Here is a 21,753-nt window from a genome sequence, read left to right as displayed (position 1 = left end):
TCGATCCCGGCCTGGGGACGACGGGCCGCCCGGACGCCGCTGGGGACGCTTTCGGGCCCGGACCTCGGCCGGGCCCTCAGTAGAGGGTCACCGACACGGTCTGGCTGCACCCCGACGCGAGGGAGGTCAGCGCCCTGCGCTCGGCGGCGTCGACCGACAGGCGCCACCGGTGCTTCACCGAGACCCACTCGGTGACGTAGCGGCACCGGTAACCGGCCGGCGGCATCCACTCCGCCGGGTCCTGGTCGCCCTTGGCGCGGTTCGTGGCGGCGCTCACGGCGACGAGCGACCCGCCGTACCCGAGGTCGTTCGCGAACGCCCGGCGGCGGGCCGACGTCCAGCCCGACGCCCCGGAGTCCCACGCCTCCGCGAGCGGCACCATGTGGTCGATGTCGAGGCTGGAGGCGGCGGTGTAGCTCGTCGCGTCGTAGTAGGAGAACCAGCGCCCGCCCGAGATCGCGCAGCCCGCCCCCACGCGTGGCGCCGCGTCGGCCTCGGCCAGCAGCACCTCCTCGCGGGTGTCGCAGCCGTCGCCGTCGGCGTCGACCCAGTGCACGAACAGGGAGCGGTCGTAGCCGGTGCGTCGCTCCGTGGCCCCGGGCAGGTCGGCGACGGCCCGGGACAGGGACGCGGTGTAGGTGGCGGCGTGGGCCGGGCCCGGCACGGCCACGAGACCGGCGAGGGCGAGCAGCACGGCGCTCAGCAGGGTGACCAGGGTGGAGGTCGGGCGGGGCGCGTGCGGACGCGCGGACAGGTTGGACACAGGTGCTCCCGAGAGGTGGTGGAACGCGGCGCCCCCACCCTGCACCGGCGACGCCGGCCACCAGAAGGTCCGGACGATCAACGCTCTGCAACACTTCGGGGACGCGCCGGTGTGACCCAGACCACGTACGGCGCGCCCGGACCACCCGACGTACGGACGGAGAACCCGTGGGAGCACCGCTCGACCCCACCGCGACCGCCTTCCTGCTCGCGGAGAACCGCAGCATGCCGATGCACGTGGGCGCCCTCCAGCTCTTCGAGCGCCCCGCCGACGCCGGCCCGTCGTGGACGGCCGACCTCGTCGAGCGGCTCCGGTCCACCGAGCGGGTCGCGCCGCTCTTCCTCAAGCACCCGCGCCGCTCGCTGGCGACGGCCGGGCAGTGGACCTGGGCCACCGACTCCCAGTTCGACGTCGAGCACCACGTGCGCCACAGCGCCCTGCCGCAGCCGGGACGCATCCGCGAGCTCCTCGAGCTCTGCGGACGGCTGCACGGCACCCGGCTCGCCTACGAGCGACCGCTGTGGGAGTGGCACCTCATCGAGGGCCTCAGCGACGGCCGCTTCGCGATGTATTCCAAGATGCACCACGCCCTGCTCGACGGCGTCGCGGCGATGCGCCTGCTGCAGGCCGTGCTCAGCGAGGACCCCGAGGAGCGCGACATGGCCGCGCCCTGGGCGCTGCGCACCGACAGCGGGCGCGGCGGCCGCTCCGGCCACCACGGGCTCGCCGAGGCGGGCCACGCGCTGCGCTCGGCCGTCGGGATCGCCGGGGAGGCGGCGGGCCTGCCGGGCTCGCTGGTGCGCACCCTCAACCGCGGCCTGCGCAACCAGACGTCCGCCGTCAGCTTCTACTCCCCCCGCACCCTGCTCAACCGGCCGATCACGGGCGCGCGCCGGTTCGCGGCGCAGGACTGGCCGCTCGACCGGCTCCGGGCGATCGGCCGGGCGTCGGGCACGACGCTCAACGACGTGGTGCTCGCGATGTGCAGCGGCGCCCTGCGCTCCTACCTGCTCGACCTCCACGCCCTGCCCGACGTGACCCTGACCGCGATGGTCCCCGTCTCCTTCAAGCGCCGCGAGGCGGGCACGGCCTCCGACGCCGGGGGCAACGCGGTGGGCGCCGTCATGGTGCGCCTCGGCACCGACCGGGCCGACGCTGCGGGCCGGCTCGCGGCCGTCCACGCCTCGATGCTGGAGGGCAAGGAGGCGCTGGACTCGATGTCGAACGCCCAGGCGCTCGCCATGTCGGCGCTCGGGCTCGCCCCGGCCGTCGCCCTGCCGCTCCTGCGGCTGCAGGGCGTCACCCGCCCGCCGTTCAACCTCATCATCAGCAACGTGCCCGGCCCCGAGGAGACCCGCTGGTTCGACGGGGCCCGGATGGTGGGGATGTACCCGCTGTCGATCCCGCTCCACGGCATCGCCCTCAACATCACCTGCACCTCGTACGACGGGCGGCTCGGCTTCGGGCTCACCGGCTGCCGCCGCACCGTCCCGCGCCTGCAGCGGCTGCTGACCTACCTCGACGAGGAGGTCGCGGCGCTCGAGTCCGCCGTCGGCATCGCCTGAGCCGCGTCCGCCGCGTCCGCCGCGTCCGCCGCGTCCGCCGCGTCCGGGCCCCCGGGGTCCCCGGGGCCCGCCACCGGGCCGGGCAGCTCGACGTACCCGCCCCCGACCGTGGCGGCGACGGCCCGCAGGCGGGCGCGGGTGACGTCGGCGACCGACCGGAAGCCCGCGTCCCACGCCGGTGAGCCGGGCCGCACGGCCTCGCCGTGGTTGATGCTGAGGCACGTGCGCGTGCCGCCGTCGGCCGCGTTGAGCAGCGCCGTGGCGTGCCCGGTGGTGCCGCTGCCGGCGAAGGGGTCGAGCACGCGGGCGTCGGCGGGGTACGTCGCGAGCACCCGCCGCAGCAGGCCGGTCGGCTTCGGCGAGTCGAAGGCCTTGCCCACGAGCGCCCCGACCTCGGCGACCGCGGTGTCGGTCGACCCGACCTCGGCGGCGGTCCAGATGGTCGTCAGCTTCTTGCGCCGCCCGTCGCCCAGCCAGTCGCGCTGGAACACGTCGACGCGCTCCCCCAGCCGCCCCCGCACGACGCGGCACACGAGGTCCTCGGGCCGCTGGTCGACGAGCGGGCGGGACCAGCGCCACACGGCGGGGCTGCCGTCCCCGAAGACCGGCACGACGGGCGAGGAACCCTCGAACGGCTCGGTGGCGACCCGCCCCGTCGCCGCGTCGCCGTGCAGCGCGTAGTGGAGCGTGGGCGCGGTGGCGGGGCGGAACTTCTTGTTCGTGTTGCGCAGCGGCAGCAGGCGGAAGCGGCGGCCCTCGGGGGTGGTGTGGGGGAAGTCGGCCGGGTCGACCCCGTCGGGGCTCGTCGGGTCGAGCACGCAGGCCCCGGGGTCGCGGGCGACGACGAGGAGGTACTCGTGGTTGGTCGCGAACCCGCCGCCGAGCTGGCGGCCCTTCGCGTTGAGGTTCACCACCACCTGCGCGAGGAAGCACTCCTCGCCGAACACGTCGTCGAGCAGGAGGCGCAGGCGGGCCGCCTCCCGGTCGTCGATGCTGACGAAGAGCGCCCCGCCGGGAGCGAGCACCCGGCGTACCTGCTCGAGGCGGGGCCGCATCATCGCCGCCCACGCCGCGTGGCGGGTGGCGCGGGAGCCCGCCCGGAAGTCGTCGCGGTAGGCCAGCGTCGTCGCCCGGTTGTACGGCGGGTCCAGGTAGGCGACGTCGAACGAGGCGTCCGGCAGCCCGGCGAGCACGGCGAGGTTGTCGCCCTCGACGAACACGTTGTCCGTCCGCCCGGGGCCCGCGGGCGCGTCGACCCCGGCGCTGACCCCGGCGCTGACCCCGGCGCTGACCCCGGCGCTGACCCCGGCGTCGACCCTGGCGCTGACCATGACGCTCATCATGCCGTCAGGCGAGCCGCTCCTCGGTGAGGAAGCCGACCACGGCGTCGGCCACGTCGGCCCCGTGCGTCGAGACCACCATGTGCGCGCCGCGCGGCAGCGTGACGGGCCGTCCCAGGCCGGCCGCCCAGTCGGCCGGGCAGATCCGGTCGTGCGGGCCCCGCACGACCAGCACCGGGCACGTCACCTGCGTCAGGGTGGCCGGCAGGTCGTCGCGGCGCGCGGCGTCCATGGTGCGGGTCATGGACCCCAGGCCGGTACGGCGGTACTGCCGCGCCAGCCCCGGCACCTGGCGCGGGTCCTCGCGCGCGGCGGTCGCGAGCCACCGCCGCACCAGGGCGGGCCAGCCCCGCGCCCGGGGGTCGGTCGTCGGTCCGACCAGCACGAGGGCCGCCACCCGGTCGGGCGCGAGCCGCGCGGCGTGCGCCGCGACCTGGCAGCCCGACGAGTGGGCGGCCAGCACGACGGGCGGGCCGTTCCCCGGGCCTCCGAGCGCCTCGACCACCCCCGCGGCGAGGGCGGCGGGCGCGAGGTCGGTGCCCCGCGGCACGGGGAGCCCGTACCCCGGCAGGGTGCGCACGGCCAGCGGCCACCCCAGCCGCTCCCCCACCGGCGCCCACGACCGGGCGTCGAGGCCCAGGCCCGGCACCACGACCACGCGCGGCAGCGGCTCGCTCGTCTCGTCCACCGCCGCCGGTACCCCGCCGGTCGTACCGTGGGCGCCGTGCCGCCCCTCCTCGCCGTCGCGACCGCCAACGCGGCGAGCGGACGGGACCGGCGGGGCGTGGTCGACGCGGCGAGCTGGGGCCGGTGGGCCACCGCGGCCGCGGCGCTCGGCGTCGACGTGCTCGCCGTGCAGGAGGTCGACCACCTGCTCCCCCGCAGCGGCGCGGTCGACCAGACGGCGGCGCTGGCCGAGACGCTGCGCGGCGACGGACCGCCCTGGCACGCGCGGTTCGCGGCGGCGGTGCACGGCACGCCGGGCTCGGCGTCGACCTTCCGCCCGGCCGGGGACGACGCGCACGACCGGCCCGGCGAGCCGTCGTACGGCGTCGCACTGCTCTCGCGGCACCCCGTCACCCACTGGCGCGAGCTGCGGCTGGGGCCCTCGCGGGTGCGGCTGCCGGTGCCGCTGCCACCCGGAGCGGGTCGGCGCGTGCTGTGGGTGCCCGACGAGCCGCGGGTGGCGGTCGCGGCGGTGGTCGCGACGCCGACGCGGGAGGTGAGCGTGGTGACGACGCACCTGTCCTTCAGCCCGCTGCGCGCCCGGGACCAGCTGCGCGAGGTGGTGCGCTGGTGCAGCGACCTGCCCCGGCCGCTGCTGCTGCTCGGCGACCTCAACCTGCCCGGACGGCTCGTGGTGGGCCCTGCGGGCATGGCACCGGCCCTGCGGGAGCCGACCCACCCCGCGCCGCGGCCGCGGGTGCAGCTCGACCACGTGCTCGTCGACGACCCGGCGGGCGCGGTCGCCGTCACCGCGGCCGCGACCCGGCGGGTGGCCGACAGCGACCACCTCGCGGTGCGGGTCGTGCTCGCGGGGGCCTGACCCCCCGGCGGGACCGGCCGCGCCGCCCCGGGGGCCGCTAGCCTCCCGGCGTGCCCGAGCCCACGACCCCGCCCCCCAGCCGGCCCCACGCCCCGCCCGTCATCGCAGCCGAGCCCGACGTCGCCGCGCCCGACGTCGTCGCCCTGCTGCGCGGCCACCTCGAGGAGATGCACGCGGTGTCGCCGCCGGAGTCGGTGCACGCCCTCGACCTCGACGCGCTGCGCCGCCCCGAGGTCACCTTCCTCACCGCCCGCGACGCCGGCGGCGCGCTGCTCGGGGTCGTGGCCCTGAAGCGCCTCGACGCCACCCACGGCGAGCTGAAGTCGATGCGGACCGACCCCACCCGCGTCCGCTCCGGCACGGGTACGGCGCTGCTGCTGCACGTGCTCGACCTCGCCCGCGACCTCGGCCTCACCCGGGTGAGCCTGGAGACGGGCACCGAGCCGTTCTTCGCCCCGGCGCGGGCGCTCTACGCCCGCCACGGGTTCGTCGAGTGCCCGCCGTTCGGCGACTACGCGCCCGACCCGCTCAGCGTCTTCCTCACCCGGGCGCTCTGAGGCCGTTCCCGCCCGTCGCCACCGGGCAGCAGGGATGATGACGCGGTGGGTGGGACGGGACGCGAGGGGCGCCGCGAACGGCGCGAGCGGGCGCGGTGGGAGAAGGAGATGCTCCGCCGCCTCGAGGCGCTGGACCGCCTGGACGAGCACTACGGGCTCGGGGCGTCGCCGTACTCCCCGCCACCCCCGCGGCGCGGGCGCGGCGGCGGGCTGACCCTGCGCGGCGCGGTGCCGGCCGGCATCGTCGTCGCGCTCCTCGTCGTGGCCACCCTCGCCGTGGCCCCGGCCGCCGCGCCGCTGCGGGCCGCGCTGGGTCTGGAGCGGTACGGCGAGGGCGCCGACTACGAGCCCGGGCAGGGCACCTACGCCTTCGCCGCGACGCAGGACGGCAGCGACGAGCCGGTCGGCTACGACCCGTGCTCGACGGTCCGCATCGTCGTGAACCCCGAGGGCGCGCCCGACGACCACCGCGCGCTCGTCGACCGGGCGGTCGCCACCATCGAGGGCGCGACCGGGCTCGACCTCGAGGTGGTGGGCGAGACCGACGACCGCGAGATCGACGACCGCGGCCTGGACCCCGCGGGCAACCCCGAGCCGTCCCTGGTGATGTGGGCCGAGGAGGACGAGGTCGACGACCTCGAGGGCGACGTGGCCGGGATCGGGGGCAGCTCGCGGGTGCAGGTGGCCGGACGGTGGGGCTACGCGAGCGGGATCGTCGTGCTCGACCGGGAGGACTTCGCGGCGATCGAGGACCAGCCGGGCGGCGCCGAGCAGCGCCAGGCCATCGTCGACCACGAGTTCGCCCACCTCGTCGGGCTGGGTCACGTCGACGACCCCAGCGAGCTCATGCACGCCGAGAACACGGGCCAGACCGAGTTCGGGCCCGGCGACCTCGAGGGGCTCGCGCGCCTCGGCTCGATCGCCTGCGGGTGAGCGCGCGGGTGGGCACGCCGGGGGGCACGCGGGCGGGCCGCGACTCGGACGCGCGGGCCCCACGCGCTACTCTGCGGGATGCTCGCAGCGCGAGCAGACGACCCCCCGCAGTCCCCCGCACCGTCCCGAGGAGCACCCGCATGACCCGCCGCCGTGAGGGCCGCGCGTGAGCGCCGAGCCGGTCGCCGACCAGCAGGGCCGCCTCCCCGAGGAGGTCGGGCTCTCGCTGAAGGAGATCGCGGAGCGGCACGGCCTGCGCCAGGTCGGCGGCCGTCCCGGGCTCGGGACGTACCTGAAGAGCCTGCTCGAGCGGCGCCACTTCGCGTTCGTGCTGGCGCGCTCGCAGGCCTACAGCCAGAACCAGGGCAGCTACCTCGGCCAGGCGTGGAACATCCTCAACCCGCTCATCAACGCGGCGGTCTACCTGACGATCTTCGGCTACGTGCTGAAGACCGACCGGGGCATCGAGAACTACATCGCCTACCTGCTCGTCGGCGTCTTCTTCTTCCAGTTCGTCACGCGCGCCATCACCCTCGGCTCGAAGGCCGTGGTCGGCAACACCGGGCTGGTGAACTCGCTGCAGTTCCCCCGGGCGCTGCTGCCGATCTCGACGGTGCTGACCGAGCTCATCGCGTTCCTGCCCGCCATCGTGGTGCTGCTGGTGCTGATGCCGCTCTCCGGTGAACCGTTCCGGTGGTGGTGGCTCGCGCTGCCGGGGGCGGTGGCCCTCATGCACCTGTGGGGCACGGGCATGGCGTTCCTGCTGGCGCGGCTCGTGGTGGAGGTCCGCGACGTCGCGAACCTCATCCCCTTCGCGATGCGCGCGCTCATGTACTTCTCCGGGGTGTTCTTCTCCATCACCTCGTACGCGGGCTCCGGGCTGCTCGGCACGGTGCTGGAGTACCAGCCCGTCGCCGTCTACCTGCAGCTCGCCCGCACCTGCCTCATGGTCGAGGCCGAGCCGTCGGCGTCGCTGTGGATCGCCGCCGCGGCCTGGGCGTTCGGCACGCTGCTGGTCGGCTTCCTGTTCTTCTGGCGGGCGGAGGCGAAGTACGGCCGTGGCTGACGCGACCCCCACCCCCGCTCCCGTGCCCGAGACGACCGGCGCCTCCAGCGCCCCCGGCACCCCCGACCGGGGCCGGCCGGTGCTCGTCGTCGACGACGTGCACCTGAAGTACAAGACGTACGGCGGCAAGCGCCGCACCCGCAGCTCCCGCCTGCCCGGCTGGGCCCAGGGCTTCACCCAGGGCGTCGGTGCCGTCGACATGGTGCACGCCGTGAAGGGCGTCTCGTTCGTCGCCCACCACGGTGAGTCGATCGGCCTCATCGGTCACAACGGCTCCGGCAAGTCGACGCTGCTGCGCGCCGTCGCCGGCGCCATGCCGGTGAGCAGCGGCGCGATCTACACCGACGGTGTCGCCTCCCTGCTCGGCGTCTCCGGGGCGCTCATCAAGAACCTCTCGGGCGAGCGCAACATCATCCTCGGCTGCCTGGCCCTCGGCCTGAAGCCCGACGAGGTGGCGCAGCACTACGACGAGGTCGTCGAGTTCGCCGACATCGGCGAGTTCGTGCGCCTGCCGATGGAGGCCTACTCCTCCGGCATGGGCGCGCGCCTGCGGTTCGCGATCTCGACCGCCGCCTCCCCCGACATCCTCATGATCGACGAGGCGCTCGCCACCGGCGACGCCTCGTTCAAGGCCCGCTCGCAGCGCCGCATCGACGAGATCCGCGAGCGCGCCGGCACGGTGCTGCTCGTCAGCCACTCGATGGGCACGATCAAGGAGACGTGCGACCGCGTGCTGTGGCTCGACTCCGGAGTCCTGCGCGCCGACGGCGACCCCGACGAGGTCATCGAGGCCTACATGGAGACCCAGCGCAAGAAGGTCGAGGCGGCCAAGAAGTAGGCCGCCCCGGCGAGCCCGGACCTCAGGCCCGGACCTCAGGCCCGGTGCTCGCGCTCGACGTCGCGCAGGAAGCCGGCGCCCCAGGACAGGTGCATGGTGGCGATGACGACCGGCAGCCAGGCGCGGGCGCGGGGCGGCAGGTCGCGGCCCTCGGGCACCGAGGCGACGGCGACCGCGCCGGCGTACCCCAGCGGGGCGAGCCAGCCCGCCCGCAGCAGCCGCGAGCCGGTGACCTCCCCCAGCACGCCGGCGACCGCGCCGACGGCGACGGCGGCCGTCACCACCGGTGGCGCGAGGTAGCGCACCGACGCCGTCTCCGGGTAGTGCCCCACGACGCGGCGCCGCCAGCGCCCCGAGCCGTGGAACTGCTTCGCGAGCGCCCGCACCGTGCGGCGGGGGCGGTAGGTCACGGCGATCGACGGGTCGAACCACACGGTCTCGCCGGCGGCGCGGATGCGGTGGTTGAGCTCCCAGTCCTGGGCGCGGCGGTAGCGCTCGTCGTACCCCCCGAGCCGCTCCAGCACGTCGCGCCGGAACGCCCCCAGGTAGACGGTCTCCGCCGGCCCGGGCTCCCCGCCGACGTGGAAGCGGGAGCCACCGATGCCGAGCCGCGAGCTCATCGCGACGGCGACGGCGCGGCCGAAGTCGTCCTCGCCCTCGACGTGCATCCGCCCGCCCACGTTCGCGGCGCCCGTCGACTCCAGCAGCGCGACGACGCGGCGCACGTAGTCGGGCGGCAGGAAGCCGTGGGCGTCGACGCGCACGACGTAGGGGTGGCTCGACGCGGCGAGGGCGGCGTTGAGCGCCTGCGGGGTGTAGCCGCTCGGGTTGGGCACGACGCGCACCCGCGGGTCGGCCGCCGCGATCTCGGCCGCGATCTCCTCGGTGCGGTCCTGCGAGGGACCGACGGCGAGCACGACCTCGAGCTCCCCGGCGTACTCCTGCTCCAGCACCCGCGCCACCGAGTCGGCGAGGTAGGGCTCCTCCTCGAGCACCGGCATCACCACCGACACGGGCGGGAGGACGCCCCAGGCGGGGTCGACGTCGAGCTCGGCGGGGTCGGTCGCGGGAGGAGGGGTCGGGCGCATCGCGGCGATCTTACGCACCGTTCACCCGACGGGCCGCGCGCCACGGGCCCGCGCCCCTACCGTGGGCCCATGCCCTCCCGCCGCACCGCGGTGGCCGGCGCGAGCCTCCTCCTGCTCGCCGTCGGCGCCGCGCCTGCTCCCGTGTCCGCCGCCCCCTCCCCGCTCTCCTCCACCGCCTCCTCCACCGCCTCCTCCACCGCTCCCTCCGAGGTACGCCGCGCCGCGGCCGCCGCCGAGCCGCTCCGGCTCGTGAACGGGCAGATGCTGGCCCGGGGCGTGTCGCTGCACGCCCTCGGCTACGCCGACGACCGCGGCCGGCTCACCGGCCAGGTCATCACCGTCAACCTCTCCGCGACGAGCGTCGGCGTGGAGAACACCTCGACCCACCGCGTCGCCCAGCGCGCCACCCTCGACCGGCTCTCGGGCGGCGCCGTCGCCGCCGTCAACGGCGACTTCTTCGACGTCGCGGGCACCGGCGCGCCCCGCGGCTTCGGGATCTCGCGGTCCCGCGGGGTCCTGCACGGCCCCGACGCGGGCTGGAACCACGCGTTCTTCATGACCCGCACGGGCCGCGTCGGCATCGGCCCGCTCGACCTGCAGGCGCGCCTCGCCGAGTTCCCGACCGTCCGGGTGTCCGGGGTCAACTCCCCCACCGTCGCCGACCACTCCGTCGGCGTCTACAACACCCGCTGGGGCCCGGTCGTCGACGCGGCCGCGCTCACCGGCGGCGACCGCGACGTGCGCACCGCCGTGATCTCCCGGGGCCGGGTCGTGCTCAACGCGCCGACGAACCGGCGCAGCATGCCGCCGGACGGCTTCGTGCTCGTCGCGCGCGGCGACGCGGCGAGCCAGCTGCTGGCGATGCCGTACGGGCGGGTGGTCACCCCGCGCGCCGCGGTCGCGGGCAACCCGGCGGTCGCGGTCGGCGGCAGCGGGCTGCTCGCGAAGGACGGCGTCGTGGTCAACCGCTCGAACACCACGCTCGCGCCCCGCACGAGCATCGCCTACGACCGGCACGCCAACCGCCTGTTCCTCATCGTCGTCGACGGGCGCTCCAGCCGCAGCCGGGGCGCCACCCACTACGAGATGGCCACCATCGCGACGCGCATCGGCGCCGAGGACGCGCTCAACCTCGACGGCGGTGGGTCCACGACGATGCTCGCCCACGTGGCCGGGCGGCTGCGGCTGGCCAACCGGCCCTCGGACGGGGGCATGCGGGCGATCCCGAACGGGATCGCGCTGGTGCCGCGGGGCTGAGGCCCGGCCCCGGTCAGATCCAGCCCATCCGGCGCGCGGTCGCGCAGGCGTCGTGGCGGTTGGCCGCGCCCAGCTTGGTGACGGCGCTGGAGAGGTAGTTGCGCACCGTGCCGGGCGACAGCGCCGCGCGCCGGGCGATCTCCTCCACCGGCGCCCCGTCGGCCGCGAGCTCGAGCACGTCGGACTCGCGCGGGGTGAGCGGGCTGTCGCCGGCGCTGATCGCCTCGGCGGCCAGCTCGGGGTCGACGTGGCGGCCGCCGCGGTGCGCCGTGCGCACCACCTCGGCCAGGGTGGCGGCCGAGCTGGTCTTGGGCAGGAACCCCCGTACGCCGGCGGCCAGAGCCCGCTTGAGGTGCCCGGGCCGGCCGTGGCTGGTGACGATGATGCAGGCGCAGCCCGGGAGGCGGGAACCCAGCTCCTCGGCGACCTCGATGCCGTCGAGCCCGCCGCCGTCACGGCCCGGCATCTGCAGGTCGAGCACGGCGACGTCGGGCTGCACCTTGAGGGCGACCGCGAGGGCCTCGCCCCCGCTCGCGGCCTGGGCGACGACCTCGAGGTCGTCCTCCAGCCCGAGCATCTGCGCGAGCGCCTCGCGGATGAGGTTCTCGTCGTCGGCCAGCAGCACGCGGATCGTCACGCCTCCACCCTCTCCGGCGCCGGGGCGCCCGTCCGTCGGGCCGGGAAGCGCACGCGCACCCGGAAGCAGTCGTCGTCGCGCCGGGCGTCGAGCTCGGCGCCCAGGGGCTGCAGGCGCTCGGCCAGCCCGATCAGGCCCGAGCCGACGGCGCCCTCGTTCCCGGGCGCCGTCCCGGTGGCGGTCGTGGTCGCTCCCGCCCCGTCGTTCTCCACCAGCAGCTCGCCCGACGTCCACCGCACCAGCACGCGGCTCGCCGACGAGTGGCGCAGCACGTTCGTGACTGCCTCGCGGATCACCCACCCGGCCGCCTCGTGCCACTCCTCGGGCACCTCGTCGACGGCGACCTCGCAGCGGATCCCCGCCGCAGTGAGGAGGGAGCGGGCGCCGCGCAGCTCGGCCGCGAGGTCGGTCGGGCGGTAGCCGCGCGCCAGGGCCCGCGCCTCCCGCAGCGCGTCGTGGGCCGCGGCCCGTACGTCGAGCATCGTCGCCGCCGCGCGCTCGTCGCCGCGCTGCGCCAAGGTGGCGGCGAGCTCGGCCTGGACCGCGATCGTCGACAGGTGGCGGCCCAGCACGTCGTGCACGTCACGGGAGAACCGCAGCCGCTCCTCGGCCACGGCCAGCTCGCTCTGGGCGACCCGGCCGACGTCGAGCTCGCGCACGACGCCGAGCAGCCACAGCGACACCCGCACCGTGAAGACGAACAAGGCGTAGACGAGGAAGAACACCAGCACCGAGACGTGGCGCTCCGGCAGGACCAGGAGGCCCCCGAGGGCCAGGACGGCGGGGACGACGGTCATGACGACCCGGTTGCGGACACCACCGACGACCCACGCCGTGGAGGAGAAGGCGACGCCGGTCGCGGCCGCGCGCCCCTCGAGCGGCAGCCAGGCCGAGACCGCCAGCACGAGCACGGCCAGCACCGGGACCACCACGACGGCGACCCGCGCCCGCGGGTCGTGGAGCGGCTCGTCCGGGTGGACGTCGAGCACGGCGCCGATGCCGGCCGTGGCCGCGATCGACAGCAGGAGGGTCACCACCAGCTGGGGCAGCGCGAGCAGGGTGTAGTCCGACGCCCCGACCGCCGTCGCGACGAGGCTGAGGTTCATCCACCACACGATGAGGTAGAACGACCAGCGGGTGTAGAGCTCGACCCGCTCGACGTCCGTCCGCCGGGTCCAGAACCCGTTCCACCGCCCCATGGCGCTCATCCTCTCCCCACCCGGTCCGGCGGACGCAGGCGGTGCCGGGCCCCTCCCCCGAGGAGGCCCGGCACCACGTCGTACGCGCGTCGCCTCAGGCGCGCGGCTCCCAGCGCATCGTGCGCAGGGTCAGCCAGACCGCGAGGGCGGTCCAGGCGGCCAGCACGAGCAGCGGCTGGGCGGCGGCCGAGAACGTCTCCGCGAAGGAGAGGTCGGCGCCCTCGACGTCGAGGCCGAACCAGCCGGCGCGGGCGAGCGCGTCGAGCGCGGCGCCCGGTGTCAGGTCGACGAACGGCTGCAGCCGCTCCGGGAAGACGGCGCGGAGGTTGCCGACCACGGCGATGAGGATGACGGGCATCGAGGTGAGCTGCGCGGCCTCGGCGTTGCGGGTCCAGGCGGCGGTCCAGAAGGCGAGCCCGGCGAAGGCGGCGGCGCCCAGCACGACCGCGGCGATCGCGACCACGGGGTTGGCGGGGGCCGGCTGGCCGAGGGCGACGAGCGCGACCGTGGCCACGGCGGAGATGAGCACGAACGCCACGACGCCCGGCAGCGCCATCGACAGCAGGATCTCGCCGTCGCGCGCCTCACCGGTGCGCAGCCGCTTGAGCACGAGCTCGTCGCGACGGGTCACGACGAGGGACAGCAGGTTGTAGAAGACCGGGAAGAGCGCGCCGAGCATCAGCACGCTGCTCATCGCGGTCGTCCCGGCAGTGGTGTCGCCGCGGTCGCCCGCCAGCAGGAAGGAGAGCGGCAGCAGCGGCAGGAGGAGGGCGTAGGACAGCGTCATCCGGTTGCGCGTCAGCAGCAGCGCGTTGGCGCGGGCCAGGCCGACCAGGCGGCGCGTCGGGCCGACCTTCGGGGCGTCGGCCGGGGCCGGCGTCAGGTCGAGGGACGCGAGCGGGGTGGTCGAGGACATGGTCAGGCTCCCTTCGGGAGGTCGGTCGGGGCGCCGGCGGGCGTCGCGCCGTCCGCGATGGCGAGGAAGACGGACTCCAGGCTGGCGGTGCGGGCGTCGAGCGCGTCGAGGCGCACGCCCTCGGCGCGCGCCCAGTCGAGGAGCGCCGTGAGGGTGACCTGGAGGTCGACGGTGTGCAGGACGGTGCGGGGCTCGCCGTACGACGAGGGGTCGGGCTGGCCGCCCGGCAGGTCCGGCAGCGCCCGCTCGAGGCGGTCGAAGGTGATGGTGGAGGGGTGGCCGGCGGCGATCTCGCCGGCGGTGCCGCTGCGCACGATGCGCCCGGCGTGCATGATCTCGAGCCGGTCGGCCAGCGCCTCCGCCTCGTCGAGGTAGTGGGTCGTGATGACGACGGTGGCGCCGGCGGCCCGCAGCCCGCGCACCAGGCGCCAGACCTCGCGGCGGCTCTCCGGGTCGAGGCCGGTGGTCGGCTCGTCGAGGAGCACGAGCTCGGGGCGGCCCATGAGGGTGCAGGCCAGGTCGAGGCGGCGGCGCTCGCCGCCGGACAGCGAGCGGACCTTGACGTCGGCGCGGCCGGCGAGGTCGAGCATGCCCAGCGCCTCGTCGACCGGGCGCGGCGCGCTGAGGGTGGAGTGCCACATGCGGGCCGTCTCGAGGACGGTGAGGTCGCCGGAGAAGCCGCTGCTCTGCAGCAGCACGCCGGTGCGGCGGCGCACCTCCGCGCGGTCGCGGACGGGGTCGAGGCCGAGCACCCGCACCTCGCCCTCGGTGGCGCGGGCCAGGCCCTCGACGACCTCGAGCGTCGAGGTCTTGCCGGCGCCGTTCGTGCCCAGCAGGGCCGTCACCGACCCGCGGCGCACGTCCAGGTCGAGACCGCGGACCGCCTCGAAGGCGTCGGCGCCGCGGCCGTAGCGGCGCACGAGGCCGCGCACCGTGATCGCGTTGTCGGACGGGTCGTCGGACGCGGGGGTGCTGCGCACGGCTGCCTCCCCGGGGGTGTTCGCAGACGTCGGTGTCGTGGTCATGGCTCCACCCTCCGCCCGCCGGCGCCCCGGCGGCAGTGCACGGCGTCACCGGTCCGCCCGCGGAGCTCACGGGTCGGGGATGACATCTGTCATGGCCCGGCCCGGCTCGGCGCCCGGGTCCGCCGTACCGGGGGTGTGGCAGGCTCGCGGGGTGCCGCAGCCCCGCCGTACCCGCTTCACCCGCGCCGAGCTCGAGTCGTTCAACGGAGCCACGGTGCCCGACCTCCTGCCGGGGCCGGACGACCCGCCGCTGCGGCTGCTGTTCGTCGGCATCAACCCCGGGCTGTGGACGGCCGCGACGCAGACGCACTTCGCGCACCCGGTCAACCGGTTCTACCCGGCGCTGCTGCGCGCCGGGATCATCACGCGCCCCATCAACCCCGCCGACGGCATGACCGACGACGACCGGGCCCACCTGCGCGAGCGGGGCATCGGCATCACCAACGTCGTGCGCCGCGCCAGCGCCCGGGCCGACGAGCTGACGCGCGCCGAGCTGCGCGAGGGCGGGGAGCGCCTGCGCGCGCTCGTCGAGGAGCGGCGCCCGCGGGTGGTCGCGGTCGCGGGGATCACGGCGTACCGGGGCGCGTTCGGCCTGCCGAAGGCCACCGCCGGTCGCCAGCCGGAGCCGTGGGGGGCCAGCGAGGTCTGGGTCGTGCCGAACCCCAGCGGGCTGAACGCGCACGAGACGGTCGCGAGCCTCGCGGTGGCGTACGGCGAGGCCGCCCGGGCCGCGGGGGTCGTCGCCGACGAGCCCCCGCAGCCCGGCGCCTAGATCACCAGGTCGAGCCCGAGCACCAGCACGAGGCCGGTGACCGACAGGACGGTCTCCATCGCCGACCACGTCTTGATGGTCTGGGGCACGTCGAGGCGGAAGTACTCCTTCACCAGCCAGAACCCGGCGTCGTTGAGGTGCGAGAAGAACACCGAGCCCGAGCCGATCGCCAGCACCATGAGGGAGACCTCGCCGGAGCTCAGCCCGTCGACGAGCCCCGCCATCAGCGAGGACGCGGTGACGGTCGCGATGGTCGCCGAGCCGGTCGCCAGGCGGATGAGCACCGCGAGCACCCAGGCCAGCAGCATCACGGAGACGTTCGCGTCCTGCGCCCACTCGGCCAGTAGCGTGCCGATGCCGGTCGAGACCAGCACCTCCTTGAAGCCACCGCCCGCGGCGACGATGAGCAGGATGCCGGCCACGCCGGGCAGCGAGCTCTCGACGCTCTTGCCGACCTCGCCCGCGCTCCAGCCGAGCCCGAAGCCGAAGGTCCACATCGCCACCAGCACCGCGATGAGCAGCGCGACGAACGGGGTGCCCAGCAGGTCGAGCACGGTGCGCACGCCGTTGCCCTCCTCGAGCAGCACGTCGGCCAGCGCCTTGCCCATCATCAGCAGCACGGGCAGCAGCACGGTGGCGACCGTCGTCGCGAACCCGGGACGCCGCACGCCGCCGTCGGCCTCCTTCGCGTCGCCGCCGCCGGTGACGCCGCCGGAACGGCCGCCGACCGACACGGGCGAGTCGACGTCGCTCGGCGCGGCCACCGGCACCCAGCGGGCGGCGAGGATGCCGAACAGCGGGCCGGCGACGATGACGACCGGGATCGCCAGCAGCACGCCGAGGCCGAGGGTGATGCCGAGGTCGGCACCGAGGTTGTCGATCGCCAGCAGCGGGCCCGGGTGCGGCGGCACGAGGGCGTGCATCGCCGACAGGCCGGCGAGCGTCGGGATGCCGATCGCGACGAGGGAGATCTGGGCGCGCCGCGCGACGAGGTAGATCACGGGCATCAGCAGGACGAGCCCGATCTCGAAGAACATCGGCAGGCCGATGAGGGCGCCCACGCCCGCCATCGCCCACGGCAGCGCCCGGGGCGAGGCGCGCCCCACGATCGTGTCGACGACCTGGTCGGCGCCGCCCGAGTCGGCCAGCAGCTTCGCGAACATGGCGCCGAGCGCGATGAGCAGGCCGACGCTGGCGGTCGTGTTGCCGAAGCCGGTGCTGAAGACGGTCACGACGTGCTGGAAGTCGTACCTCCCGCCGTCGACCTCCGCGTCGGAGCCGACCACCGCGATCGCGCCGACGGTGAACCCGCCGAGGACCAGCGCGAGGAACGGGTGGAGCTTGGCGACCGCGACGAGCACCACGACGACCGCGATGCCGGCGAGACCGCCGATGACGAGCTGGGCGCCGCCGTTCACCGGTTGCACGAGGTCGCCGGTCGCCATCGGGCGCACGGCCGCCAGCAGCCCCTCGACCGAGGGAAGGGGAAGTGCGTTCATCGGTCCTGCTCCTCCTCGTGGGACGGGTCGGGGGTGGGTACGGCGAGCCGCGCCGCCGCGGCGTCGACGAGGTCGTCGACGGACAGCCGCACATCGACGACGAAGCCGGCCTCGTCGGGCTCGAGGTCCTCGAGCGTCGCGAACTGCGAGTCGAGCAGCGAGGCGGGCATGAAGTGGCCGGGCCGGCTCGCCTGGCGCGCCGCGATGACCTCGCGGGTGCCGGCCAGGTGGACGAACACGGCGGTGGGGGCGCTCTCGCGGATGCGGTCACGGTAGGCCCGCTTGAGCGCGGAGCAGGTGACGACGCCGCCGCGGGCCCCGGCGCGCTCGGCGAGCCAGGCCCCGATGGCCTCGAGCCACGGCTCGCGGTCCGTGTCGTCGAGCGCGTGGCCGGCCGACATCTTCGCGATGTTGGCGGGCGGGTGGAAGTCGTCCGCGTCGCCGAAGGGCACGCGGAGCCGCTGGCCGAGGGCCGCGCCGACGGTGGACTTGCCGGAGCCGGACACCCCCATCACGACGACGAGGGGCGGCGCCCCCGGGTGGGTCGGATCGGTCATCAGCGGCTCCCTCGTCCACGCGCTCCCGGGCGTCCCGCACGGGTTGTGCGCGGCATCACATCGGTGCCGAGCCAGTGTGGAATGATTCGTCTGCTGTTTACAACCCCGTCACGCCGATAAATCTGATCTTTAGGAGGAGGCGCCGGTGCCGAATCTCCCGGGCACCCCGTCGACCACCCCGTCGACCACCCCGTCGACCGCTGCCGGGCGCCGGCGCGAGGACGTGCTCGACGCGCTGGGCCACCGCATCGTGGCCGGCGACCTGCCGCCGGGCACGGTGCTGACGCTCGAGGGCGTGGACGCGACGTACGGCGTGTCCCGCTCGGTCTCGCGCGAGGCGGTGCAGGTGCTGGGCGCCATGGGCCTGGTGACGTCGCGGCGTCGCGTCGGCATCACCGTGAGCGAGCGGACCGCCTGGAACGTGTTCGACCCGCGGCTGATCCGCTGGCGCCTCGACGGCGCGGAGCGGGACGCGCAGCTGCGCTCGCTCAGCGAGCTCCGGGCGGGGTTCGAGCCGGCGGCGGCGGCGCTGGCCGCCCGGCGCGCCACCGCCGAGCAGGCGGCGCGCATGGCGTCGGCGGTCTCCGACATGACGGTGCACGCGCGGGCGCGGGACCTCGACGCCTACCTCGCGGCCGACCAGGTCTTCCACACGACGATGCTGGCGGCGTCGGGCAACGAGATGTACGCCGCGCTCGCCGACGTCGTCGGCGAGGTCCTCGCCGGGCGCACCCACCACCACCTCATGCCGGCGGACCCCAACCCCGAGGCCATCGAGTGGCACGCCGAGGTGGCCCGGGCGGTGCGGCGGGGCGAGCCGGCGGTGGCCGAGGACGCGATGCGCCGCATCATCACCGAGGCCCAGCAGGCGCAGGAGGCCCTCGCCGAGGCCCCCGAGGACCCGTCGGATCGTCGCTGACGGCGAGCGCCGCGGGTGGTCGGCGGGTGGTCGGCGGGGCGGTCAGCCGCCGGTGGCGGGTGCGCTCGGCACGGCCGGACGGGTGGGCGGAGCGGTGGCCGACGGGGCGCCCGTCGCGCTGCCGGTCGCGGTGGGCTCGCTCGTCGGCTCGTCGCTCGTGGAGGTGCTCGTCGGGTCCTCCGACGGCTGGTCCGAGGAGTCGGAGGTGGGCTCCGACGTCGACGTGCCGGACGGCTCCCGCGTCCCGGGGGCGCCGGGCGCCGGGTCGTCCTGGTCCTCGTCCTGCGACGACGAGCCGCCACCGAGCTGGGACAGCGAGGTGCCCGACGACCCGTCGGAGCCCCCGGTGATCTGCGAGGCCGAGCGGCCCACGACCAGCTCGATGACGGTCAGCACGAGGAGGGCGGCGAGGAACAGGCCCGCGGCCCAGAGACCGACCCGCCTCCACGGCAGCGAGGACAGCAGCGAGCGCCGGGCTCCCCCGGCCGGGTCGCCGGCGCCGTCGCTCGCCCCGTCGGTCGCGTCGGCGCCGTCGGGCCCGCCGTCCCCGACCCGCTGCACGCGGGCGGTCTCGTCGGCGGGCGGTCCCGGCGGGTCGCCCGCGGCGACGTCCTGGGCGGGGACGTCGAGCACGAGGGTCGAGTCCGGGTCACCCGGCTCGCGCCGCCGCAGGGGCACCTGCACCGCGAGCACCTTCTGGCGGCTGCGCTCCAGCGACGCGGAGTAGAGGCTCGCGCTCACCGAGGCGATGACGCTGCCCAGGGCAGCGCCGAGCAGCGTCCCGACCGCACCGAGGGTCGAGAGCAGGAAGGCCGAGGAGACGGCGGCGAGGGCCCCGGCGACCAGCTTGACCCAGTCGAGATCGAGCCGTGGGGTGGTCTGTGTGTTCTCGTCCGGCATCGAGGTCGAGTATGCCCGCCGGACCAACCGCGGCCCGGGCGCCCGGGCGCCCGGGGCACCCTCCGCCCGCGGTCGGCGTGGCCCGGCGGGGTTGAATGAGCCCGTGCACGACGACTGGCCCGTGGCCGCCGCCTTCGCCTTCCTGTGGGCGGTCGCGACGCTGCGGGGCGGCGCGACGTACGCCCTCGGACGCGGTGTGCGGGGCGCCTCGGCCCGCCACGACCGGGCGGCGCGGTTCCTCGCCCGGCCCGAGGTGGCGCGTGCCGAGCGGGTGGTGGAGCGCTTCGGCGCGCCCGCGGTGACGCTGTGCTTCCTCACCGTCGGCGTGCAGACCGCGGTCAACGCCGCGGCGGGCGTGCTGCGCATGCCGCTCGCGCGCTACCTGCCCGCACTGGCCGTGGGCGCCGCCCTGTGGGCCACGATCTACGTGACGGTCGGCCTCGCGGTGCTCTCCGCGGTGTGGGGCGGGCACCCCTGGCTGCTGCTCGTCGCCCTGGCCGTCGTGGCGCTCGCGGTGGTCGTCGCCCGCGTCGTGCGCCGCCGCTGGCGGCGGGACCTGGCAGGCTGAGCCCCGTGCACCTCGTCGGCGTCGACCTCGCGTGGGGGGAGCGGCGTCCCACGGGCGTCGCCGTCCTCGACGACCGCGGACGGCTCCTGCGCGCCGCGACGGTCACCACGGACGCCGAGATCACGGCGGAGGTCACGCCGTACCTCGACGGGGACTGCGTCGTCGCCTTCGACGCGCCGCTCGTCGTCGCGAACGCCACCGGCACCCGTCCCGCGGAGCAGGCGCTCAACGCCGACTTCCGGGCCTTCGAGGCGGGCACGCACCCCACGAACCGCCAGAAGCCCGAGTTCGCCGACGGCCCGCGCGCCGCGCGCCTGGCCGAGCGGTGGGGCCTCGACCTCGACCCGGGGGCGCGCCGGCGGGCGGTGGAGGTCTACCCGCACGCCGCGACCGTCGCGCTGTTCCGCCTGGGCCGCACGCTGAAGTACAAGCAGCGCCGCGACCGCACCTTCGCCCAGATGCGCTCGGAGATGCTGCGGCTGACCGAGGAGCTGGAGAAGCTCGCCCGGGCCCGCACCCCCCTGCTGCTGAGCCGGCGCCCCGTGTGGGAGTCGCTCGTCACCCTCGTCGAGCAGGCCACCCGCAAGTCGGAGCTGCGGGTCGCGGAGGACCAGCTGGACGCCGTCGTGTGCGCGTACGTCGCGCTCCTCGCCGTCCGCGAGCCGGAGCGCCTCACGACGTACGGCGAGCCCCGCTCCGGCGCGATCGTCACGCCCACGCTGCCCGAGGGCCTCGTTCCCGCGCCGCGCCCCAGCCGCACCGAGCGCGCCCGCGAGCGGGCCGTCGAGGCGTACGCCGCGCTCCTGCCGACGACCCAGCGGGCCACCGACCAGGCCCTGTCACTGGTGCGCGCCGCGCTCGACGACGCCGGCATCAACTACCTGTCGGTGACCGCGCGGGCGAAGTCGGTGGCCTCCTTCGCCGCGAAGGCGGCCTCCGCCGAGGAGGGCCGGCAGCGCTACGAGGACCCGCTGAGCGAGATGGCCGACCAGATCGGCGTGCGCGTCGTGACCTACCTGGCCAGCGACGTCGAGGCCGTCGCGGAGGTGCTCTCCGACGAGCTGCAGGTGCTGGGCGACCGCGACAAGGGCCTCGAGACCGCGCGGGCCGGGCGGTGGGGCTACTCGAGCCGCCACCTCGACCTCACGCTGCCGTCGGCGGACACCTCCGAGGAGCCCGACCCGTCGGTGGACTCCCTCGGCGGGCGCATCATCGAGGTGCAGATCCGCACCGCGCTGCAGCACGCGTGGGCGGAGTTCGAGCACGACATCCGCTACAAGGGCGAGGTGCCGCCCGAGCACGCCTCCGAGCTCGACCGGCGCTTCACCCTGGCGGCGGGCCTCCTCGAGCTGGCCGACCGCGAGTTCTCGACCATCCGCGACCAGCTGCGCGGCGACCAGGTCGCGGGCGGCGCGGCGAGCGGCGTGTGGCCCGGCACCGCGGAGGGCCCGGACCGCCACCGGCTCACGGCGGGCGACCTCGCGGCGTATCTGGCCGGGCGCTACCCCGGCGCCGGCTGGTCCCGCACCGACCACTACGAGTGGATCGCGGGCCTGCTCGCCGAGCTGGGGATCACCTCCGCCGTCGACCTGGCCGAGACGATGGCCGCCGTCGACTCCGAGGCCGTCACACGGCGCATGGGCTACCGCTACCCCGCGGGCGCGGTGCGGCGCCTCGACGACGACCTGCTGGCGGCGTACGGCGAGCGGTACGTCGCGCTCGCCGGCAACGCGCACCGCGTCGACCTGCTGACCTCGCGGCTGGCGAAGCTCGGCGGGCTCGGCGAGCGGGCCGAGCCCGGGGCCTGA

The 21,753-nt window shown here is 75.9% G+C and carries 22 protein-coding genes; 11 read left to right on the top strand and 11 right to left on the bottom strand.

What is annotated here, in order from left to right:
• Positions 1-76: 76 nt before the first annotated feature.
• On the bottom strand, positions 77-763 hold the full coding sequence (locus ACOACO_RS16500) for an HNH endonuclease family protein (RefSeq protein ID WP_420297381.1): 687 nt from the start codon (positions 761-763) through the stop codon (positions 77-79).
• Positions 764-930: 167 nt separating this feature from the next.
• Here ACOACO_RS16500 and ACOACO_RS16495 point away from each other — a divergent pair, with 167 nt between their 5' ends.
• The gene (locus tag ACOACO_RS16495) at positions 931-2,328 is read left to right on the top strand and encodes a WS/DGAT/MGAT family O-acyltransferase (protein ID WP_420297380.1); all 1,398 of its coding nucleotides are present in this window, start codon (positions 931-933) and stop codon (positions 2,326-2,328) included.
• On the opposite strand, the gene ACOACO_RS16490 is transcribed toward ACOACO_RS16495, so the two are convergent.
• On the bottom strand, positions 2,277-3,659 hold the full coding sequence (locus tag ACOACO_RS16490; protein ID WP_420297379.1) for a site-specific DNA-methyltransferase: 1,383 nt from the start codon (positions 3,657-3,659) through the stop codon (positions 2,277-2,279). The genes ACOACO_RS16495 and ACOACO_RS16490 overlap by 52 nt on opposite strands.
• Positions 3,660-3,675: 16 nt before the next feature.
• A complete protein-coding gene (locus tag ACOACO_RS16485) occupies positions 3,676-4,356 on the bottom strand; it encodes an alpha/beta fold hydrolase (protein WP_420297378.1) in 681 nt (226 codons plus the stop codon).
• 36 nt (positions 4,357-4,392) lie between these two features.
• Here ACOACO_RS16485 and ACOACO_RS16480 point away from each other — a divergent pair, with 36 nt between their 5' ends.
• The 5 genes from ACOACO_RS16480 to ACOACO_RS16460 all read left to right on the top strand — a co-directional run bounded on the left by ACOACO_RS16480 (position 4,393) and on the right by ACOACO_RS16460 (position 8,608).
• Positions 4,393-5,214 carry an endonuclease/exonuclease/phosphatase family protein gene (locus tag ACOACO_RS16480; RefSeq protein WP_420297377.1) on the top strand — a complete coding sequence of 274 codons (822 nt, stop codon included), beginning with the start codon at positions 4,393-4,395 and terminating at the stop codon, positions 5,212-5,214.
• Positions 5,215-5,264: 50 nt separating this feature from the next.
• Positions 5,265-5,771, top strand: a complete 507-nt coding sequence (locus ACOACO_RS16475) for a GNAT family N-acetyltransferase (protein WP_420297376.1) — start codon at positions 5,265-5,267, stop codon at positions 5,769-5,771.
• A gap of 45 nt (positions 5,772-5,816) precedes the next feature.
• The gene (locus ACOACO_RS16470; protein ID WP_420297375.1) at positions 5,817-6,704 is read left to right on the top strand and encodes a hypothetical protein; all 888 of its coding nucleotides are present in this window, start codon (positions 5,817-5,819) and stop codon (positions 6,702-6,704) included.
• Between the two features lie 166 nt (positions 6,705-6,870).
• Positions 6,871-7,770, top strand: coding sequence for an ABC transporter permease (locus ACOACO_RS16465; protein ID WP_420297374.1), 900 nt, complete (start codon positions 6,871-6,873; stop codon positions 7,768-7,770).
• Positions 7,763-8,608, top strand: coding sequence for an ABC transporter ATP-binding protein (locus ACOACO_RS16460; protein WP_420297373.1), 846 nt, complete (start codon positions 7,763-7,765; stop codon positions 8,606-8,608). The genes ACOACO_RS16465 and ACOACO_RS16460 overlap by 8 nt, the downstream gene beginning before the upstream one ends.
• Positions 8,609-8,643: 35 nt before the next feature.
• Here the strand turns inward: ACOACO_RS16460 and ACOACO_RS16455 are convergent, their stop codons facing one another.
• A complete protein-coding gene (locus tag ACOACO_RS16455; RefSeq protein WP_420297372.1) occupies positions 8,644-9,696 on the bottom strand; it encodes a glycosyltransferase family 2 protein in 1,053 nt (350 codons plus the stop codon).
• Positions 9,697-9,765: 69 nt separating this feature from the next.
• On the opposite strand from ACOACO_RS16455, the gene ACOACO_RS16450 reads away from it, so the two are divergent.
• On the top strand, positions 9,766-10,953 hold the full coding sequence (locus ACOACO_RS16450) for a phosphodiester glycosidase family protein (RefSeq protein WP_420297371.1): 1,188 nt from the start codon (positions 9,766-9,768) through the stop codon (positions 10,951-10,953).
• 13 nt (positions 10,954-10,966) lie between these two features.
• Here the strand turns inward: ACOACO_RS16450 and ACOACO_RS16445 are convergent, their stop codons facing one another.
• The 4 genes from ACOACO_RS16445 to ACOACO_RS16430 form a co-directional block, all read right to left on the bottom strand.
• Positions 10,967-11,590, bottom strand: coding sequence for a response regulator (locus ACOACO_RS16445; protein WP_420297370.1), 624 nt, complete (start codon positions 11,588-11,590; stop codon positions 10,967-10,969).
• Positions 11,587-12,789 carry a sensor histidine kinase gene (locus ACOACO_RS16440; RefSeq protein ID WP_420297369.1) on the bottom strand — a complete coding sequence of 401 codons (1,203 nt, stop codon included), beginning with the start codon at positions 12,787-12,789 and terminating at the stop codon, positions 11,587-11,589. Before ACOACO_RS16440 ends, ACOACO_RS16445 begins: the two co-directional genes overlap by 4 nt.
• 94 nt (positions 12,790-12,883) lie before the next feature.
• Entirely contained in the window at positions 12,884-13,705 is an 822-nt protein-coding gene (locus tag ACOACO_RS16435) for an ABC transporter permease (RefSeq protein ID WP_420297368.1), read from the bottom strand.
• A 2-nt stretch (positions 13,706-13,707) separates the two neighbouring features.
• Positions 13,708-14,730, bottom strand: a complete 1,023-nt coding sequence (locus tag ACOACO_RS16430; RefSeq protein ID WP_420297367.1) for an ABC transporter ATP-binding protein — start codon at positions 14,728-14,730, stop codon at positions 13,708-13,710.
• A 151-nt stretch (positions 14,731-14,881) separates the two neighbouring features.
• On the opposite strand from ACOACO_RS16430, the gene ACOACO_RS16425 reads away from it, so the two are divergent.
• Complete coding sequence (locus tag ACOACO_RS16425) at positions 14,882-15,502, top strand: mismatch-specific DNA-glycosylase (RefSeq protein WP_420297366.1); 621 nt, start codon at positions 14,882-14,884, stop codon at positions 15,500-15,502.
• On the opposite strand, the gene ACOACO_RS16420 is transcribed toward ACOACO_RS16425, so the two are convergent.
• Positions 15,499-16,947: a GntP family permease gene (locus tag ACOACO_RS16420; RefSeq protein ID WP_420297779.1), complete on the bottom strand. Its 1,449-nt coding sequence runs from the start codon at positions 16,945-16,947 to the stop codon at positions 15,499-15,501. The two genes, ACOACO_RS16425 and ACOACO_RS16420, sit on opposite strands and share 4 nt — an antisense overlap.
• A gap of 50 nt (positions 16,948-16,997) precedes the next feature.
• Positions 16,998-17,558: a gluconokinase gene (locus tag ACOACO_RS16415; protein WP_420297365.1), complete on the bottom strand. Its 561-nt coding sequence runs from the start codon at positions 17,556-17,558 to the stop codon at positions 16,998-17,000.
• A 145-nt stretch (positions 17,559-17,703) separates the two neighbouring features.
• On the opposite strand from ACOACO_RS16415, the gene ACOACO_RS16410 reads away from it, so the two are divergent.
• The gene (locus ACOACO_RS16410) at positions 17,704-18,477 is read left to right on the top strand and encodes a FadR/GntR family transcriptional regulator (RefSeq protein WP_420297364.1); all 774 of its coding nucleotides are present in this window, start codon (positions 17,704-17,706) and stop codon (positions 18,475-18,477) included.
• A gap of 42 nt (positions 18,478-18,519) precedes the next feature.
• Here ACOACO_RS16410 and ACOACO_RS16405 read toward each other — a convergent pair whose 3' ends face one another.
• Positions 18,520-19,377 carry a hypothetical protein gene (locus ACOACO_RS16405; protein ID WP_420297363.1) on the bottom strand — a complete coding sequence of 286 codons (858 nt, stop codon included), beginning with the start codon at positions 19,375-19,377 and terminating at the stop codon, positions 18,520-18,522.
• A 103-nt stretch (positions 19,378-19,480) separates the two neighbouring features.
• Here ACOACO_RS16405 and ACOACO_RS16400 point away from each other — a divergent pair, with 103 nt between their 5' ends.
• Both ACOACO_RS16400 and ACOACO_RS16395 read left to right on the top strand, forming a co-directional pair.
• Positions 19,481-19,945 (top strand): DedA family protein, encoded by a 465-nt coding sequence (locus ACOACO_RS16400; RefSeq protein ID WP_420297362.1) that lies wholly within the window; start codon positions 19,481-19,483, stop codon positions 19,943-19,945.
• Positions 19,946-19,950: 5 nt separating this feature from the next.
• Positions 19,951-21,753, top strand: coding sequence for a DUF429 domain-containing protein (locus tag ACOACO_RS16395; RefSeq protein WP_420297361.1), 1,803 nt, complete (start codon positions 19,951-19,953; stop codon positions 21,751-21,753).

Source organism: Nocardioides sp. CPCC 205120 (genome assembly GCF_048654585.1).
Lineage (GTDB): Bacteria > Actinomycetota > Actinomycetes > Propionibacteriales > Nocardioidaceae > Nocardioides.
The sequence above is the reverse complement of the archived record's forward strand: the minus strand, read 5'-3'. Positions and strand labels throughout refer to the sequence as shown.